Genomic DNA, 15,323 nt, shown 5'->3' with positions numbered 1-15,323 from the left:
GCGACGCCTAGGCTCGAAGGCATGAGCGTCGACCTCGAAAGCCTGTACACCGACCTTCACACCCACCCCGAGCTGTCGTTCCAGGAGACGCGGACCGCCGGTGTCATCGCACGGCACCTCGCGGACCTCGGGCTCGAGGTCGAGGAGGGCGTCGGCCGTACCGGCGTCGTCACGCGGATCGACAACGGCCCCGGTCCGGTCGTGTGGCTGCGGGCCGACATGGACGGTCTGCCCGTCGAGGAGCAGACGGGCCTCGCCTACGCCAGCACCGCGCGCGGCACCGACCCGGCCGGCAACGCCGTCCCCGTGATGCACGCGTGCGGGCACGACATGCACGTCACGGCCTTGATCGGGGCTCTCCAACGCCTCGTCGCGACCACGTCGGAGTGGTCGGGGACGGTCGTCGCGGTGTTCCAGCCGGCCGAGGAGTACGGCGCCGGATCGCAGGCGATGATCGCCGACGGCGTGCTCGACCGCTACCCGAAGCCGGACATCGTGCTCGGTCAGCACGTGACCCCGCTCCCCGCCGGCACGATCGGCGTGCGCCCGGGCACCCAGATGGCAGCATCCGACGGGCTCACCGTCGTGCTGCACGGCCGCGGCGGGCACGGCTCGCGGCCCCATTCCACGATCGACCCCGTCGTCATGGCGGCAGCCACCGTCATGCGTCTGCAGACCGTCGTCTCGCGCGAGGTCGACCCGCGCGACGTCGCCGTCGTCACGGTCGGCTCGATCCACGCGGGGCTGAAGAACAACATCATCCCCGCCGAGGCGAAGCTCGAACTCAGCCTCCGTTACCCCGACGACGCGGCCCGCGCGCGGGTGATGAGCAAGGTCGAGCGGATCATCCGCGCCGAGGCGGAGGCATCCGGCGCCGAGCAGACCCCGACCATCACGACGGATCACACCCTGCCGCCCACCATCAACGACCCGGATGCCACCTCCCGCCTGACCGCGGCCTTCCGCCGGGCGTTCGGCGAGGCGAGCGTCGTCGACCCCGGCATGTTCACCGGCAGCGAGGACGTGTCCTGGTTCGCGCGCGAGTCCGGCGCCCCGCTGGTGTTCTGGTTCTGGGGCGGCGTGGATCCGCAGACGTTCGCGGATGCCGTGGCCGGCGGCACGGTCGAGCGCGATATCCCGACCAACCACTCGCCGTTCTTCGCTCCCGTGATGCAGCCCACGATCGACCGCGGTGTCGAGAACCTCGTGGTCGCGGCCCGGGAGTTCCTGGACTGATCGCTGCGCCCGTGTGAGGGTGGAAGGAACCTCGGGGGGCCATCCATGACCATCACGCAGAACGACACCGACGAGAACGCGCTGCTTCCGGGCGCCGAGATCGTCGTCGGCATCCGGTCGCTCCTGATCTGGGCGATCGTGGCGGCGACCATGCTGGCGGTTTTCCTGCGCGGCTCGATGGGCAGTTGCTCGGGCGGTATCACCGGCAGCGGGGGGTTCCTCGACGTCGACGGGCGGCCGACCGACGTCGCCCCGATGTGCGGGTCGGTCACGACGAGCGCGAACCCGCTCGTGTACGCCGCGATCGCCCTCATCGTCGTGCTGTCGCTCACCCGGATCCTCGCCCGGGCCGGCACCGTCGCGCAGGCGCTGCGCATCGTGAACAACGCCCGCATGGTGATCGTCGTGCTCACCCTCGTCACGTTCGTCGTGGGGTACTGGGCGATCACGACGCTCCGCGTCGAGGACTGGAACAACTACTCGATCTTCATCCCGTTCCCCTTCACGTCGTTCGACATCTCGACGCACCCGATGGGCTGACCGCCCCGTCGGCGCCGACGCTGGTCCGCTAGGGCAGTGGGGGCGACCGGGAAGGCCGCCCCCACCGGGGCATCAGTCCTCGGTGCGACCGTCGCGCGAGGACTGCGCACGACGGCGCAGGATCACTCCGGCGCCGATACCGGCAACGGCCAGGAACAGCGCCGCAAGCGGGAACACCGTGCCGGTGACCGCGAGCGCGCCTCCCGCGGCCGTCGAGGTCGTCGAACCGGCGCCGGCGCTCGAACCGGGGCCCGAACCCGCACCGGACTCGGTGGGCGTCGGCGTGGGCGTGGGCTCACCGGGCCCCGCCGCCTCGGAGATCACGAACGGCGCCGACGACTCGGATGCCGGCGATGCCCCGGCCGCGTTGATCGCGCTGACCCGCGCCGTCCACGTGCCCGGCGCGAGGTCGGCCACGGTCGCGGAGAGCGCCGCCTTCGCCGTCGGATCCCCCGCGGCGTCCACCGCGACCGACCGGGTCGCTCCGCCATCGGAGACGAGGTCGAGGGTGTAGCCCGTGATCGCCGAGCCGTTGTCGGCCGGGGCCTCCCATGACACCGTCGCGGAGGTCCCGTCGACCCCGACGGAGGGAGCCGCGGGGGCGGCGGGAACGCCGATCTCGACGCCGTCGGTCTCGAGCACGAACGGGGCGAACGCGATCCAGTCGACGTCGGGTGCGATCGCGTACCCGTCGAGGACGACCTGGTCCTGCTGGCTGGTGCGCTCATCGATGACGATCGTGTGCTTCGTGTTGCCGAACGTCACCGCACCGTCAGCGGTGGTCAGGTTTAGCGGCATCACGGCCTCCCAGAAGTTGGTCGCGGTATAGGTGTAGCGGAACGTCGAGCGCCCCACCAACCCGTCGTGACCGGCTTCCTGCGCCTGCAGCCCCAGGTCGACGACCTGCGGGTTGTAGTCGTGGCGCCCCTCGATGTCGTCGTTGGAGTAGTGCACGATCGCGTCGTACGCCCCGGCCGTGTCGAATCCGGCGCCACGGGGGATCGTCAGCGTCCCCTGGTTCGCCGCGATCGCGTCGGTGATGCCGAGCCCGCCGACGTAACCGGTGCCGGTGCCGTTGGTGAGGTCGGAGCCGAAGCCCTTCACCGCGGCGGTTCCGCCGAGCGTGGCCTTCGTGGGGTCTTCGACCTCGACCTTGACGATGGCGGCGTCGCCCTCGACCGCACGGGTCGTGCGGACCGCGCTGACGCGCGCGCCGCCGGTGCTGCGCAGCTCGATCTCGCTGATGCCCTCAGGCAGGTGGATCCGCGCGCGCTTCTGCCCCTCGGTGAAGGTCGTCGCGAGACGGCCGTTCACCGTCAGGCCCAGGTCAGCGCCCGTCCAATCGACGACCACGTCGTAGTAGCCCGACTCCTCGGCGGAGGGATAGACATCGACACGGTCGCCGTCACCGATCGACACCGCGCCGGCGTCGAGCTTCGCGTCACCCGCGAGGCGCAGGGTCGTGGCGGGGTACACCGTGTGCTGCGTGTTGGTGTCGTCTCCCACGCGGGTGAGCTCGACGCGGTCCACGGTGACGCCACCGTCCGTTCCCGCTCCCGGCAGCACGTTCTGCCCGTCGCGGCTGGTGCGCAGGCTCAGCGTGTGGGTCCCGGCATCCAGCTTCACGTACACCTCGGCGGTGCCGCGGGCCGTGCCGCGCACGTTGTCGGGCTTGATCGCGTTGGCGCCGTATTGCACCGTCGCGGAGTCGTTCCCGTCGACGAAGAGCGCGTGCTGCGCTGCTCGTCCCGGGGTCGCGGCGAGCACCTTGTACCGGTACAGACCCGGCTCGGCCACGTCGACCTCCCAGTCCAGTCGGGCGTCGGCGCCCGTCAGGCCCATGACGTCGCAGTCACCCGAGAGGCGGTAGCCGCCACCCGGCTGCGAGCGTACGGTGCCACCGGTGATGGCCAGGTTCTCGGCCTCCGACCACTGGTGCGGAGCCTGCTCAGCGGCCTCGGCCGCGACGTCGCGGTCGGTGGCCGGGGTGATGATCACCTGGTACGCCGCGCTGGCGTTGGCCGAGGGGATGCGCACCTGCACGGAGCCTCCCGAGACCGCGACGTCGTCGTAGGCGGCGACCACGCGCGGGGTGTCGGCGACGCCGTCGGTGCCCGAGATGAGGTCTTCGCGCACCTCGATGTCGACCTTGTCACCGAACGTGTCGTTCGAGAGTCCCTTCACCGTGAGCAGTCCGTCACGGCCCTGCTCCACACCGCCGACGAGCACCTGGGCGCGACGGTTCGCGTCGTCGATCGCGGCGATGGCCTTCTCGCGGTTGGCGGTGACCTCGGCGGTCTGCGCCCCCTGCAGGTCGCCGTACCACTTGAACATCCACCATCCGCCGTTGGCGGCGTTGACCTTGGCCTGATTGTCGGAGAGCGTTCCGGATGCCGTCCAGTAGGCCGTCTGCGCGTCGATCTTGGCCGCCTCGAAGCTGGAGAACCAGCGCAGGAGGTTGGCGGGCGAGCTCATGTCGTTGCTCGCGCCGTACTCGGTGATGTTGATCTGGGGGATCTCGTCCTCGGCGATGCCGAGGTCGCGGGCGTACTGGCGGAACGCGCTGGCGCGGTCCGGCATCCACTGGTACCCGCGCAGCTCGTGCCACACGTAGACGTCGGGGACGGTGTTCGTGGCGATCGCCGTGCGCAGGAACGCTTTGATGTTGCCTTCACCGCGCCACGCGGCATCCCCGGGTCCGGCGATGCGCGGACGGCTGAGCCCGTGCTTCGCGTAGACGTCGGTGATGACCTTCCAGGCCGCGGCCCAGTCGCTCGCCCCGCCCGGGGTGTAACTGTCGGGCTGGCCGCCCTGCAGGAGGTAGCGGTTGTACTTGTCGTCGGTGTTCAACCACTGCAGATCGAGCTCGTTGAAGGGGATGAACGTGTACTTCTCGGGGTCGTCGGCTCCGGTCGCGACGGCCTCGGTCACGATCTCGAGCACCTCGAGGTAGTCCCACACGCCGTCACCGCCGGGCGTCCACTCGGAGGTGAGCTTGCCGTTCGCGTCGCGGACGTAGGTGCGGTCGTCGCCCGGGCGGACGCCCTGGTTGTACGGCCAGTCGGGGTAATAGTCCTGCGTGTAGATGTAGAGGTCTTCGCCGTGCTTGTCGAAGAACGTCTTCTCGATGTCGAAGGCGTCACCGCCCGGGTGCTGCGTACCGAACGGCGGCTTCTGCGACACGTTCGTCATGGCCGCGCCGTTGACCAGAGCCTGCGTGGGCGACTGCTCGTCGCCGAGGCCGTACAGGGTGCCCGACGCACCCCCGCGGAAGTCGCCGGTGCGACGCGAGAGGTCCGCCACGATCTCCTCGGTGGGGCGCACGCCCACGGTCACGGTCGCGGTGACGGTCCGGTCCGTGCCCTCGACGGCGCCGTTCACGACGAAGGTCGCGCCCGCCGTCGCGTACTGCGAAGCGAAGACCGCGTCCCAGCGGACGACCGCGTCGGTCTTCAGACCGGACTCGCGCGTCACGCCGACCCGTGCCGGCAGCGCGGGCGCCTGGCCGGCCGTGGTCTGCACCTGCCACGCCGTCTGGTCGAGCGCCGTGACGGCGCCCGCGGTGGCGGCGAAGTCCTGGGCCACCTGGTCGGAGGTCAGGGCGACGTCGTAGATGGAGAAGTCGTCGAACTCGCCGCCGAAGAGGGCGGCCCACTGCGGCGCCCACGGCACCCGACCGATGAGGCCGGAGCGGGTGCTCGCCTCGGCGCCGAGCTTCGCGAAGTCCACCTCGGCGGCTTCGCGGCGGACGAGCTCGCCGTTGATGTAGTACGACAGCGTCTGCCCGTCGGCGACCGAGGTGATCTGCGCCCAGGCGCCGGCCGTGAGGGGTACGGGCGAGACGGCCTTCACCTCGTTGCCCGAGTTGGCGACGGCCTTGGACTGCCCGCCCTCGTTCGGCTGGAAGTACAGGCCCCAGTTGTCGCGCGGCAACGCGTCGCTGCCGATGATGTAGGCCCAGGGGAGGTTGCCCGCGTTCTTGCCGTCCCACTTGATCCAGGTCGACACGGTCAACGCCGTCACGCCGTCGAACAGTCCCGCGGGGATGTCGAGGTAGGGGGTCGCGGAGCTCGACGAACCCTGCGCGGCACCGGGGAACAGCCCCGAGGCGCCCGCGTCGGAGGTGGGTCCGGTACCGCGCGCGAGCGACGTCGCGTTGCGGACGTGCGCGTCGAAGGCGCTTCCCTTGGATCCTTCGTTGGCGATGACGGATGCCGAGGGGTCCCCGTCGAAGGTGTACTCGACGATCGGGCGCGGCGGCGCGTCGTCGGGGGCGGCGAACGCGGCGGGGGCTCCGACGAGGCCGATCACCAGCGGCACGGTGACACAGGCGGCGACGGCCGCGGGAACGCGGCGCGGGGCAGGGGTGTGGGGTCTCATGTTTCCTCGGCGTTGAGTGACGGGACACGCGCATCAGAATCTGATAGCGCTTTCAGACCGCGAGCATAAGGGTCCGCGCCTCCGCACACAAGGTTCGACACCGATCTCTGATATCGGTTTCACATCGCGCTTGATAACGCTTTCAGAATCGGTTAGCGTCCCTCTCGTTCGACACGACGGAGAGACGAATGACGACGATGCACCCCGCCCCCACCGACGCGGCCCCCGGTCCGCGCCTCGAGTGGGGCACCGACCTGGTCGCACTGACGTTCCACTGGGACGACGACGCGCCCGTGGTCTGCAGCGCCGTGCGCGTCGCGGGACGGACGCTTCCGGTCCACCGCATCCCGTTCGTCGAGATCCTCACCGCCGACGCGGGTCACCGCCCCGCCTCGGGGCGCCTCGCCCACACCGAGCTCGGACTGCGGATGCGGTACGTCGACCACACCGAGACCGCGGGCGACGGCGTGCACACCCTCGTCGTCCGGCAGCGCTCCGCCGACCTGGAGGCACGGCTCACCCTCGTCGTCCGCGACGGCGTCTCGGCCGTCTCCAGCACCGTCGCGCTCACCAACGTCGGTACCGGTCGTGTCGTCCTCCGGTCGGTCGCTTCCTGGGCCACCGGATTCACCGCCGCCGACGCGACCGGCGACGCGCTCTCGGACTGGCAGCGGGTGACCGGCGAGAGCGACTGGCTCGGCGAGGGGCGGTGGGCGCGTACTCCTCTGCGCGGCCCGGACTTCGTGCCCCTCGCCGAGCACCTCACGGGCCACAACCCGCGCGGCGCCTTCACGGCGGTGTCGACGGGGACGTGGTCGACGGCGCACGCTCTGCCCACCGGCATCCTGGAGTCCTGCGCCGCGGGCCTGGCCCTGGCCTGGCAGATCGAGCACAACGGCGCGTGGCGCTGGGAGATCGGGGAGGACACCGCCGGCGGCTACCTGGCCCTGTCCGGGCCGACCGACGCCGATGCGGCATGGACGCACGTCCTCTCCCCCGCCGAGACGTTCACGAGCGTGCCCGTGACGGTCGCCTTCGCCCCGGATGCCACCGGCGCCGTGTCGGCATTGACCGATCATCGTCGCGCGACGCGGCGCCCGCACCCCGACAACGCCGCGATGCCGGTCGTCTTCAACGACTACATGAACACGCTCGACGGCGACCCCACCACGGAGAAGCTCCTCCCCCTCATCCGCGCGGCCGCCGAGGTCGGCGCCGAGGTGTTCTGCATCGACGCCGGCTGGTACGACGACTCGGGGCACTGGTGGGACTCCGTCGGCGAATGGATGCCGTCGACCACCCGCTTCCCCGGGGGGCTGGGCGAGGTCATCGACGCCATCCACGCCGAGGGCATGGTCGCCGGGCTCTGGCTCGAGCCCGAGGTGATCGGCATCCGCAGCGCCCTCGCCGACCGCCTGCCTGCGGAGGCGTTCCTCCAGCGCCACGGCGAGCGCGTCGTCGAGCACGACCGCTTCCACCTCGACCTCCGGCATCCCGCCGCCCGCGCGCACCTCGACGGTGTCGTCGACCGGCTCGTGACGGACTTCGGCCTCGGATTCTTCAAGATGGACTACAACATCAACCCCGGCCCGGGGACGGACGTGGATGCCGACAGCGTCGGCGATGGACTCCTCGGACACAACCGGGCGGTGCTGGAGTGGCTCGACGGCGTGCTGGACCGGCATCCGACCCTCGTCATCGAGAACTGCAGCTCGGGCGCGATGCGCATGGACTACGCCATGCTCTCCCGCCTGGCCATGCAGTCGACGTCCGACCAGCAGGACTTCGTCAAGTACCCGCCGATCGCGGCGGCGGCGCCGATGGCGATCCTCCCCGAGCAGGCCGCGAGCTGGGCCTATCCCCAGCCCGAGATGGATGCCGAGGAGGCGTCGTTCTGCCTCGTCACGGGTCTTCTCGGCCGCTTCTACGTGTCGGGCCACCTCAACCGCATGACTCCCGCTCAGCGCCACCGGGTCGCGGGCGCCATCGCCGTCGCGAAGGAACTGCGCGGCGAGATCGCCGCGTCCCACCCGCACTGGCCCCTGGACCTTCCGCGATGGGACGACCCGTGGGTGGCCCTGGGCCTACGCCTGCCCGCCGCGGATCTCGTGTCGATCTGGCGACGCGGCGACGAGGCCTCCACGGCTCTCTCCTTCCCCCACCTCGTCGGCCACGACGTCGAGGTGACCCCGGTCTTCCCCCTGGACCTCCCCTCCTGGCACACCGAATGGGATGCCACGACGGGGACCCTGCACGTGCGCGCCGGCGATGCCCGTATCTCCGCGCGCACCCTCCGCCTCTCGGCCGGGCCGGTCCCGGTCGACGAAGGCGCTCGCACCGGATCAGACTGATCACACCAACAAGGAGCAATTCAATGAAGAAGCGGTTCTTCGCCGCCACGGCCCTCACCGCCGTGGCCGCCCTCGCCCTCGCAGGCTGCTCGGACCCCGGTGCCGGCGGCGGCGCCGCCGCGGGCCCCTCGGACTGGCCCGCCCAAGACACCAAGCTCGACGGCACGACCCTCACCATCTGGGCCGCGCAGAACTCGAACACGGTCCCCGACAGCGTCGTCAAGGGATTCGAGGCCGCCACCGGCGCCAAGGTCGACGTCGTCACCATCCCCGACCCGTACGAGCAGAGCGTGCAGACGAAGGTCGCCACCGGCGACAAGCCCGACCTGGCCTTCTGGCAGCCCACCGCCTCGCAGCTCACGGCCCTCAACGCCACCACGAACCTGCAGTCGCTCGACGGCGCCCCCTTCATCGACGCGTACACGCCCGAGCTGAAGGACATCACCGGCATCCTGAACGGCACGCGGTACGCCGCGCTCATCACGACCCCGGCGGTCGAGGGCGTTTACTACAACAAGGAGGTGTTCGCGAAGGCGGGCATCACCCAGACGCCCGGCAACTGGGACGAGTTCCTCGCCGACGCGCGTCAGTTGAAGGCCGCCGGCGTCACCCCGTTCTTCGACTTCGGCGGCGGCACCCCGTGGGCCACGCAGTGGTGGGTGCAGGTGCAGCTCGCCGACGCCGCCAAGGACGGCCTGTGGGACCGCGTGAACGAGAACAAGGAAAAGTTCACCGACCCGACGATCCAGGGCGCGATCGACACCTACCAGGGCCTCATCCAGGAGGGCCTGTTCAACGCCGACCTGAAGACCGCGACCTTCGAGGACCAGGGTCCGGCGCTGCTCTCGGGCGAGGCGGCCATGGCGGTGCAGGTCAACTCGTTCTTCGGTCAGCTGCAGTCCCTCGCCGACACGACGGAACTGAACGAGAAGATCGGGTTCTTCCCGATCTCCCCCTCGGGCAACGTCGGCACGTTCATCCCCGACCAGTCCAACGCCCTCGTGGCGTTCAAGACGGGGGACGCCGAACGCGAGGCCGCGGCGCGCCAGCTGCTGTCGTACTGGCTCGGCGACGGCTACAGCGACTTCGTGCAGGCGCAGAAGACGGTCTCGCTGCAGTCGGATGTGAAGTCGTCCTCGGACGTCCCCGAAGCGCTGCTGGACGTCAGCAAGTCGCTCGGCGACTCGGTCGGCTCGATGCAGGCGCTGGCCGTGGCCAACCCCGACCTGTACCTCAACCTCGGTGACATGATCCAGGGCACCAAGACCCCGGCCCAGGTCGCGGAGGCCACGCAGTCGCAGTTCGCCGAACTGGCCAAGGCCATCGGCGCCGCCGGCTTCTGATCCCAACGGGGCGCCGGGACCCGACCCGGCGCCCCCTTCCCCCGGGAGGAACACCCATGACTTCGACCCTCGAGCGTCCCCGCACGGTGACGCCGCCGCCGCGATCCGCGCGCCCCGCGTCACGCGGTCGGCACGCGAAGGACCACCCGCTGTGGTTCCTGATCCCGGCGCTCGCCGTCCTGGTGGTGTTCTTCGCCGTCCCCACCGTCTTCAACTTCGTCTACGCGTTCACCAACTGGTCCAGCTTCAAGAGCTCGATCGACTTCATCGGCACCGACAACTTCGTGTCGCTGTTCTCCAACGGCTCCCTCGTGAACGCGCTGACGGTCACGCTGATCTACGCCGTGCTGGTGGCGATCTTCCAGAACCTCTTCGGCCTCGCCCTCGCCCTGCTGCTCGAGCGCGACACCCGCACGAACCGCGCGCTGCGCGTGGCGTTCTTCGTGCCCGTGATCATGTCGGCCCTGGCGGTCGGCTACATCTTCCAGGCCATGCTCAAGCCCGACGGTGCGCTCAACGGCATCCTCAGCGCCGTGACCGGGCAGAGCATCGACATCGCCTGGCTCGGCAGCACCACCTGGACGATCGTGGTCGTGGCCCTCATCCACGCGTGGAAGTGGATGGGCCTGTCGATGCTCATCTACCTCGCAGGGCTCAAGACGATCAACGACGACATCCTCGAGGCTGCGCGCCTCGACGGCGCGGGGTGGTGGACCACCTTCCGCGCGATCCGGTTCCCCCTGCTCGCCCCCGCCGTCACCTTCAACGTCGCCACGGCGCTGCTCGGCTCGATGAACGGCTTCGACATCGTCCAGGCGACGACCGCCGGCGGCCCGGGCGGGACCACCGAGCTGCTCAACATCTTCATCTTCCGGACGTTCGGCCAGGGCCTGTTCGCCCAGGCCACGACGATGAGCCTCGTGCTGTTCCTCGTGGTCGCGATCCTCGCCTTCCCCGTGATCCGTTTTCTGCGCAAGCGGGAGGACGTGCTGTGACCGAGACCATGACCCTCACGACGGGCCGCGCCCGCCGGCTCCCCCGGCGCCGTTCGCCGATCGGCCGCGTGATCCAGCCGATCGCGGCCGTCGTGGCGGCGGTGGCGCTCCTCGGCATCCCGTTCCTGCTCACGGTGCTGACGGCCGCCAAGACCCAGTCCGAGGCGTTCGTGCCCTCGCTCGCCCTCCCCACCGAATGGCACCTGTTCGACAACTTCGCGACCGTCGTGTCGGACGGACGGATGATCGCCGCGTTCGGCGGCAGCATCCTCGTGATGGTGCCGGCCGTTCTCGGCGTGCTGATCCTGGGGTCGATGGCGGCCTGGATCCTCGGGCGCCGCCGCTCTCGAGGTCTGGCGTTCGTCTACGCCGTCGCCATCAGCGGCATCGTCCTGCCCCCGGCCGTCGTCACGATCGTCCTCCTGCTGCGTCAGCTGGGTCTGGCCGGCACCCCGGTCGGCATGATCGGCGTCTACATGGGCATGTACATGTCGACCGTGATCTTCTTCGTCACCGGATTCGTGCGCACCATCCCCGTCGAACTCGAGGAAGCAGCGCGCGTGGACGGTGCTTCACCGGTGCGGGTGTTCGTGAAGATCATCCTGCCGCTGCTCATGCCGGTGCTCGCGACCGCGACGATCCTCATCTGCCTGTACATCTGGAACGACGTCTTCTACGCGCTGTTCGTGGTCGGCGGCCGACTGGACACCCTCCCGCTGAACCTGTACCAAGTGGCGAGCAGCGGTCTGTACCTTCAGAATTGGCATCTGATCTTCGCTTACATCATCCTGATGAGCCTTCCGCTGCTGATCACGTTCATGGTGGCCCAGCGCAAGATCATCTCGGGCATCACCAGCGGCGCCGTCAAGTGACGGCGGGCGCCGCGCACAGACGGAGCGCAATGGACCCCTCCCGCACGAGACCGGCGACGATCGCCGACGTGGCTGCGCGGGCCGGGGTATCGGTCCCGACGGTGTCACGCGTGCTGACCGGGGCCGCGAAGGTCAGCCCCGCGAAGCGCGAAGCGGTCGAGGCCGCGATCGCGGCGCTCGGCTTCCGCCCCAGCGCCGCCGCCCGCGTGCTGGCCTCGCGCAAAGCGCAGGTGATCGCCGTGATCGCCGGTGACACATCGCAGTACGGCTACGCCGAGACGATCCGGGGGATCGAGGAAGCGGCACGCGCCGAGGACTACACCGTGATGATCACCGTCGTGGAGAGCACGGACGACGACGAGATAGACCGAGCGATCGCGGCGACCCTGTCGCAACCCTTGGCCGGGGTTTGCGTCCTGAAGTTCGATCCCCCGGGTGTCGCCGCCCTCCACCGCATCCCGTCGTCGCTCCCGGTGGTCGCGCTGTCCGGTGTCCGCGAACCGGGACTCCGCCAGGCGGTACTGGACGAGTCCCGCGCCGCGGAAGAACTCACCGACCACCTCCTCGATCTGGGCCACGCGACCGTGCACCACGTGCGCGTTCCCCCGTCACGCCGCGAAGACGGCCGCACGACCGGCTGGCGGCGCGCGCTCAAACGCCGCGGTGCGGTCGTCCCGCCGCTCAGTGACGCGACCTGGGACCCGCGCTCGGGCATCGAGATCGGTCGCCGCTTGGCCGAAGATCCGTCGGTGACCGCCGTGTTCTGCGGCAACGACGAGATCGCGATGGGCGTGGTCCGGGGGATCACCGCATCCGGTCTGCGCGTTCCGGACGACATCTCGGTCGCCGGTTTCGACGACCACCCCCTCGCCGCCCTGTGGTCTCCCCCACTCACCACCGTCGACCAGGATTTCGCCGGACTCGGCCGCCGGGGCCTGCAGCTGCTCCTCAACGAGATCGCCGGCGAGACCGGCCGCCGGTTCTCGTCGGAACGGCCGCAGCTGATCGTGCGCGAGAGCACCGCTCCCCCGCGGCCGACCGCGTCGGTGCGGCGAATCGGCTGATCCCCGCGTTTCAACCCCCCTCCCGACGAGCCGCCTGCGCGCTACCGTCGCGGACGTGACGTTCAACGACAACGCCCGTGTCGGCGGAAACTCGGCGAAACGCCGCGGCGGCACGGTGGCCGCCGTCGGCGGCGGTGCGGTGGGCCTCGGCGCGGTGGTCTTCCTGCTCATCCAGCTGTTCACGGGCACCGACCTGAGCGGGATCGTGGGGGGCGGCGGCGCGGCGGATCCGCAGACCGGCGGCGAGCGCATCGCGAACTGCGAGACCGGACAGGATGCCAACACCAACGACGACTGCCGGCTCGCCGCGGCGTCGCTGAACCTCGACCAGTTCTGGGGGAAGACGGTCGAGGGGTACAGCAAGCCGCAGCTGATCATCGTCGACGGCGCCACATCGACGCAGTGCGGCACCGCCTCGAACGCGACCGGACCGTTCTACTGCCCGCCGGAAGAGACGGTGTACATCGACCCGACGTTCTTCGCGCTCCTCCGCGAGCAGTTCGACACGAACGCCGGACCGCTCGCTCAGCTGTACGTGCTCGCGCACGAGTACGGCCACCACGTGCAGAACCTCATCGGCGTGATGGATCAGTACCCGAACGACGGCACCGGCCCGGCCAGCAACGGCGTGCGCACCGAACTCCAGGCCGACTGCTTCGCGGGCGCCTGGGTCGCCGATGCGGCCGACCAGGTCGACGAGAGCGGCACGCCGTACCTGCAGCCGCCCACGACCGAACAGATCACGAACGCCCTGGCCGCCGCGGCCGCGGTGGGCGACGACCACATCCAGGCCGAGTCCGGCGGGGTGGTGAACCCCGAGAGCTGGACCCACGGGTCGAGTGAGCAACGCCAGCGCTGGTTCGACGCCGGCCGCGCGGGCGGCGTGAACGCGTGCGACACGTTCTCCGTGGCCACGGGGAGCCTTTAGCGCGTGCCGGGCCGGCACCGGCGTACCGTCCCGCGGAGTCCTCGGGCGACACGCCGCCACCGGATGCCACCACCCGGCGCGCCACCGACGACCTCCGCCTGACGGCACACGCCCCACGACCGCGGCACCGGCGTACCGTCCCGCGGAATCCGACACCGACACGCCGGCACCGGATGCCACCACCCCGGCGCGCCGCCCACAATCTCCGCCTGACGGCACACGCCCCACGACCGCGGCACCGGCGTACCGTCCCGCGGAGTCCGACACCGACACGCCGGCACCGGATGCCACCACCCCGGCGCGCCACCCACGACCTCCGCGCCACGGCACACGGCCTCACGGCACGGCCGGAAGGGGCAGCGGCTCAGCGCAGCGGGTAGACCCGGAGCTCGCCTCCGGTCGCGCCCACGGCGAGGTCGTCGCCGACCGGAGCGAGGACCGCGCTGAACACCCCGGCGGAAGACGAGAGCTCCAGGACCGGACCGTCGAGGACGATCCGCAGCTCCTCGCCGACCGGTACGCTCCACTCCTTGGAGCCGACCCGCACCACGGCATCCGTCGGGCGCTTCTCCACCACGGCGGCATCGGCTCCGCCCGACGAGACCGTCAGACGCCCGGCGGGACCCGACCACTCGACGTCGGCTGCGAGGCCGGCGACCCGCCCATCGGGTGCGCGCTCGCCACGGCGCCGCGCGACATCGGGATGCGGCTCGGCGGTGAGCACCGTGCCCTGACGACCGAGACGGTACGGAACGCTGTGCGCCCCCTCCCACCCGGCCTCGTGGTCGCCGACCCCCCGGATCCAGAACTGCAGGCACGGGGCCCCGTCGGCGTCGAAGAACAGCGACGGCGCGTACAGGCCGTCGCCGTACGTCAGCCGCCCCCACGCCTCGGCGTCGAAGCGGTCACCGTCGAAACCGCCGACCGCATATCCCGCGTAGTGCAGGACGTCGGCATCCCACACGGAGGAGATCATGACGTCGCGACCGTCGAGGGTGACGAACTGGGGACACTCCCAGAGAGCCCCCATCCACACCGGCTCGGTCACGTCGGTGGAGCGCTGAAGCGTCACGCCCGCGTACCGCCAGGCCCGCAGGTCGGCGGACGTCCATGACAGCGCCATCGCCGTCCCGTCGCGGCCCGCGGCGCCCACGAACATGCGCCAGCCCTCGTCGTCGCGACGGATGAACGGGTCACGGAACGCGATGAGGTCGAGTTCGGCCGGTGCCGTGACGACGACGTCGCCCTTCACCCACGGCCCGTCGAGGCCGGCGACGGGCGTCGCGACCCGCACGCGACCGATGCCGAAGTCCGGCTCGGTGATGGCGGTGTAGAAGATGCGCACGTCGTCTCCGTCGACGACGAGGCATCCGGTCCAGATGCCGTCATCGCCGTCGCCCGGGTGCAGCGCCACGGCGCGCTCGGTCAGCGAGAGCAGGTCGGGCCCGCTCGCATGACCCCAGTGACAGCTCGGCGCCCAGTCGACCCGGTCGGGGACGTACTGGAAGAAGGCGTGGTACTCGCCGTCGCGCCAGGTGAGGCCGTGGGGGTCGTTAATCCAGCCGGTGCGGGCGGTGAAGTGCAGGGAAGGGCGCATGGAGGGTCTCCGAAGGA

10 protein-coding genes are annotated in these 15,323 nt (G+C 70.5%); 8 read left to right on the top strand and 2 right to left on the bottom strand.

Annotated features, from left to right (window positions below):
* Positions 1–21 precede the first annotated feature (21 nt).
* Positions 22–1,236 carry an amidohydrolase gene (locus tag BGO45_RS13745; protein WP_292695127.1) on the top strand — a complete coding sequence of 405 codons (1,215 nt, stop codon included), beginning with the start codon at positions 22–24 and terminating at the stop codon, positions 1,234–1,236.
* 45 nt (positions 1,237–1,281) lie between these two features.
* Positions 1,282–1,776 carry a hypothetical protein gene (locus BGO45_RS13740; protein ID WP_292695126.1) on the top strand — a complete coding sequence of 165 codons (495 nt, stop codon included), beginning with the start codon at positions 1,282–1,284 and terminating at the stop codon, positions 1,774–1,776.
* Between the two features lie 72 nt (positions 1,777–1,848).
* Here BGO45_RS13740 and BGO45_RS13735 read toward each other — a convergent pair whose 3' ends face one another.
* Positions 1,849–6,156: a LamG-like jellyroll fold domain-containing protein gene (locus BGO45_RS13735; protein ID WP_292695124.1), complete on the bottom strand. Its 4,308-nt coding sequence runs from the start codon at positions 6,154–6,156 to the stop codon at positions 1,849–1,851.
* A gap of 188 nt (positions 6,157–6,344) precedes the next feature.
* Between BGO45_RS13735 and BGO45_RS13730 the strand changes: the two genes are divergently transcribed.
* From BGO45_RS13730 to BGO45_RS13705, 6 genes are all read left to right on the top strand, one after another.
* Positions 6,345–8,507, top strand: coding sequence for a glycoside hydrolase family 36 protein (locus tag BGO45_RS13730; RefSeq protein WP_292695122.1), 2,163 nt, complete (start codon positions 6,345–6,347; stop codon positions 8,505–8,507).
* Positions 8,508–8,530: 23 nt separating this feature from the next.
* The gene (locus BGO45_RS13725) at positions 8,531–9,850 is read left to right on the top strand and encodes an ABC transporter substrate-binding protein (RefSeq protein ID WP_292695120.1); all 1,320 of its coding nucleotides are present in this window, start codon (positions 8,531–8,533) and stop codon (positions 9,848–9,850) included.
* Positions 9,851–9,906: 56 nt separating this feature from the next.
* Entirely contained in the window at positions 9,907–10,845 is a 939-nt protein-coding gene (locus BGO45_RS13720; RefSeq protein ID WP_292695118.1) for a carbohydrate ABC transporter permease, read from the top strand.
* Entirely contained in the window at positions 10,842–11,717 is an 876-nt protein-coding gene (locus BGO45_RS13715; protein ID WP_292695116.1) for a carbohydrate ABC transporter permease, read from the top strand. Before BGO45_RS13720 ends, BGO45_RS13715 begins: the two co-directional genes overlap by 4 nt.
* A 68-nt stretch (positions 11,718–11,785) precedes the next feature.
* Complete coding sequence (locus tag BGO45_RS13710) at positions 11,786–12,781, top strand: LacI family DNA-binding transcriptional regulator (RefSeq protein WP_292695114.1); 996 nt, start codon at positions 11,786–11,788, stop codon at positions 12,779–12,781.
* A gap of 55 nt (positions 12,782–12,836) precedes the next feature.
* Positions 12,837–13,709, top strand: coding sequence for a neutral zinc metallopeptidase (locus BGO45_RS13705; RefSeq protein WP_292695112.1), 873 nt, complete (start codon positions 12,837–12,839; stop codon positions 13,707–13,709).
* Positions 13,710–14,073: 364 nt separating this feature from the next.
* On the opposite strand, the gene BGO45_RS13700 is transcribed toward BGO45_RS13705, so the two are convergent.
* Entirely contained in the window at positions 14,074–15,306 is a 1,233-nt protein-coding gene (locus BGO45_RS13700; RefSeq protein ID WP_292695110.1) for a glycoside hydrolase family 32 protein, read from the bottom strand.
* Positions 15,307–15,323 lie beyond the last annotated feature (17 nt).

The organism is Microbacterium sp. 71-36, assembly GCF_001898305.1.
Lineage (GTDB): Bacteria > Actinomycetota > Actinomycetes > Actinomycetales > Microbacteriaceae > Microbacterium.
Note: the sequence above shows the minus strand (reverse complement) of the source record. Positions and strands in the feature narration are given on the sequence as shown.

Excerpts from the sequence above, each read along its gene's own strand:
- BGO45_RS13745 (WP_292695127.1), top strand. The coding sequence starts at position 22 with ATGAGCGTCGACCTCGAAAGCCTGTACACCGACCTTCACACCCACCCC.
- BGO45_RS13740 (WP_292695126.1), top strand. The coding sequence starts at position 1,282 with ATGACCATCACGCAGAACGACACCGACGAGAACGCGCTGCTTCCGGGC.
- BGO45_RS13735 (WP_292695124.1), bottom strand. The coding sequence starts at position 6,156 with ATGAGACCCCACACCCCTGCCCCGCGCCGCGTTCCCGCGGCCGTCGCC.
- BGO45_RS13730 (WP_292695122.1), top strand. The coding sequence starts at position 6,345 with ATGACGACGATGCACCCCGCCCCCACCGACGCGGCCCCCGGTCCGCGC.
- BGO45_RS13725 (WP_292695120.1), top strand. The coding sequence starts at position 8,531 with ATGAAGAAGCGGTTCTTCGCCGCCACGGCCCTCACCGCCGTGGCCGCC.
- BGO45_RS13720 (WP_292695118.1), top strand. The coding sequence starts at position 9,907 with ATGACTTCGACCCTCGAGCGTCCCCGCACGGTGACGCCGCCGCCGCGA.
- BGO45_RS13700 (WP_292695110.1), bottom strand. The coding sequence starts at position 15,306 with ATGCGCCCTTCCCTGCACTTCACCGCCCGCACCGGCTGGATTAACGAC.